At 64.7% G+C, this 2,868-nt stretch carries 4 protein-coding genes; all 4 read left to right on the forward strand.

The features are described from left to right. On the forward strand, positions 1-570 hold a 570-nt coding region (locus BGO22_RS07750), incomplete at its 5' end, for a c-type cytochrome (protein WP_286849905.1). Between the two features lie 40 nt (positions 571-610). Next, positions 611-2,230: a cytochrome c oxidase subunit I gene (gene ctaD / locus BGO22_RS07755; RefSeq protein ID WP_070397366.1), complete on the forward strand. Its 1,620-nt coding sequence runs from the start codon at positions 611-613 to the stop codon at positions 2,228-2,230. Positions 2,231-2,249: 19 nt separating this feature from the next. Continuing rightward, the gene (locus BGO22_RS07760) at positions 2,250-2,360 is read left to right on the forward strand and encodes a cytochrome oxidase small assembly protein (RefSeq protein WP_217494338.1); all 111 of its coding nucleotides are present in this window, start codon (positions 2,250-2,252) and stop codon (positions 2,358-2,360) included. A gap of 13 nt (positions 2,361-2,373) precedes the next feature. Continuing rightward, on the forward strand, positions 2,374-2,868 hold a 495-nt coding region (locus BGO22_RS07765), incomplete at its 3' end, for a cytochrome c oxidase assembly protein (protein ID WP_286849909.1).

Genomic DNA, 2,868 nt, shown 5'->3' on the forward strand with positions numbered 1-2,868 from the left:
ACCACCGCCAACGACGTGATCCACGCCTGGATGGTGCCGGCCTTCGGCGTCAAGCAGGACGCCATCCCCGGCTTCGTGCGCGACACCTGGTTCCGCGCCGAGAAAACCGGCGACTTCTACGGCCAGTGCGCCGAGCTGTGCGGCAAGGAACACGCCTACATGCCGATCCACGTGAAAGTGGTGTCGGCCGAGGAATACAGCGCCTGGGTGGGCGAGAAGCACAAGGCCATGGCCGCTGCGGCCGACGACCCGAGCAAGGTCTGGACGCTGACCGACCTGGTCAAGCGCGGCGAATCCGTCTACGCGGCCAACTGCGCGGCCTGCCACCAGGCCAACGGCAAGGGCGCGGGCCCCATCAAGCCGCTCGACGGCTCGGCCGTGGTGCTCGACGCCGACAAGGGCAAGATGACCCATGTGCTGCTCAATGGCCAGAACAACGGCGCCATGCCCGCCTGGAAACAGCTCTCCGACACCGAGCTGGCCGCGGTCATGACCTACGCCAAGAACAGCTGGAGCAACAAGACCGAACAGATCGTGCAGCCCGCCGAAGTGCAGGCCGCGCGCCAGTGACCCGTCCGCGCATCGAGATTGAGAACCTGAGGAACAGACCATGAGTGCAGTGCTTGACCACCACGACGCGCACGGCCACGACCACGACCACCACGCCCCCACGGGCTGGCGCCGCTGGGTGTTTGCCACCAACCACAAGGACATCGGTACCCTGTACCTGCTGTTCTCCTTCACCATGCTGATGATCGGTGGCCTGCTGGCCCTGGGCATTCGCGCCGAGCTGTTCCAGCCCGGCCTGCAGCTGGTGAACCCCGAGCTGTTCAACCAGCTCACCACCATGCACGGCCTGATCATGGTGTTCGGCGCCATCATGCCGGCCTTCGTGGGCTTCGCGAACTGGATGATCCCGCTGCAGATCGGGGCCTCCGACATGGCCTTCGCGCGCATGAACAACCTGAGCTTCTGGCTGCTCATCCCGGCGGCCCTCATGCTCGTGGGCTCGTTCTTCATGCCCGGCGGCGCGCCCGCCGCGGGCTGGACGCTCTACGCGCCGCTGACGCTGCAGATGGGCCCCTCGATGGACGCCGGCATCTTCGCCATGCACATCATGGGCGCCTCGTCGATCATGGGCTCGATCAACATCATCGTGACCATCCTGAACATGCGCGCGCCCGGCATGACGCTGATGAAGATGCCCATGTTCTGCTGGACCTGGCTCATCACCGCCTACCTGCTGATCGCCGTGATGCCCGTGCTGGCCGGCGCCATCACCATGACGCTGACCGACCGCCACTTCGGCACCAGCTTCTTCAATCCCGCCGGCGGCGGCGACCCGGTGATGTACCAGCACATCTTCTGGTTCTTCGGCCACCCCGAGGTCTACATCATGATCCTGCCGGCCTTCGGCATCGTGAGCCAGGTCGTGCCCGCCTTCGCGCGCAAGAAGCTGTTCGGCTACGCCTCCATGGTCTACGCCACCGGCTCCATCGCCATCCTGTCCTTCGTCGTGTGGGCGCACCACATGTTCACCACCGGCATGCCGGTGACGGGTCAGCTCTTCTTCATGTACTCGACCATGCTGATCGCCGTGCCCACGGGCGTGAAGATCTTCAACTGGGTCGCGACCATGTGGAAAGGCTCGATGACCTTCGAGACCCCGATGCTGTGGGCCGTGGGCTTCATCTTCGTGTTCACCGTGGGTGGCTTCACCGGCCTGATCCTGTCGGTGGCGCCGATCGACATCCAGATGCAGGACACCTACTACGTGGTGGCGCACTTCCACTACGTGCTGGTGGCCGGTTCGCTGTTCGCCATGTTCTCCGGCCTCTACTACTGGCTGCCCAAGTGGACCGGCGTGATGTACAGCGAGACCCGCGGCAAGATCCACTTCTGGTGGTCGATGATCTCGTTCAACATCACCTTCTTCCCGATGCACTTCCTGGGTCTGGCCGGCATGCCCCGCCGCTACGCCGACTACCCCATGCAGTTCGCCGACTTCAACATGATCGCGTCCATCGGCGCCTTCGGCTTCGGTTTCGCGCAGGTGTACTTCTTCCTGGCCGTGGTCCTGCCCGCCATGCGCGGCCAGGGCGAAAAGGCCCCGCAGAAGCCCTGGGACGCGGCCGAAGGCCTGGAATGGGAAGTGCCTTCGCCGGCGCCCTTCCACACCTTCGAGAACCCGCCCAAGCTCGACGCCACCGCCACCAAGGTGATCGGCTGAACGCCTCGCACGCCACGCCATGACGCCTGAACAGAAAAAGAGCAACGCGCGCCTGGGCCTGATCCTGGCCTCGGTGGCCGTGGTCTTCTTCCTCGGCTTCGTGGGCAAGATGGTGCTGCTGGGCGGCTGAGCGGAGCGTTGCGATGGGTCTGCGCCAGGAAAACCTCAAGATCGTGGGCAAGCTCTGCGTGATCGCGCTGGGCATGTTCGCGTTCGGTTATGCGCTGGTGCCGATCTACCGCCACATCTGCGAAGCCCTGGGCATCAACGTGCTGGCGGTGTCGGAAACGCGCATTCCCGGCGCGGCTCAGCTGCCCGCCAATACCCAGGTGGATCGCAGCCGCACCATCACCGTCGAGTTCGACACCAACGTGCGCGGTCCCTGGAATTTCAAACCCGCCGTGCGTTCGCTCCAGGTCCACCCGGGTGAACTCACCACGGTGCTGTACGAGTTCCAGAACATCCAGAACCGCACCATGGCCGCGCAGGCCATCCCGAGCTACGCGCCCAAGCAGGCGGCCGCCTTTTTCAACAAGCTCGAGTGCTTCTGCTTCACGCAGTACACGCTCGCGCCTGGCGAGAAGAAGGAGTGGCCCGTGGCCTTCGTGATCGACCCGCGCCTGTCCAAGGACGTCACC

Origin of the sequence: Hydrogenophaga sp. 70-12, assembly GCF_001897365.1 — a bacterium.
Taxonomy (GTDB): Bacteria; Pseudomonadota; Gammaproteobacteria; order Burkholderiales; family Burkholderiaceae_C; genus Hydrogenophaga; species Hydrogenophaga borbori.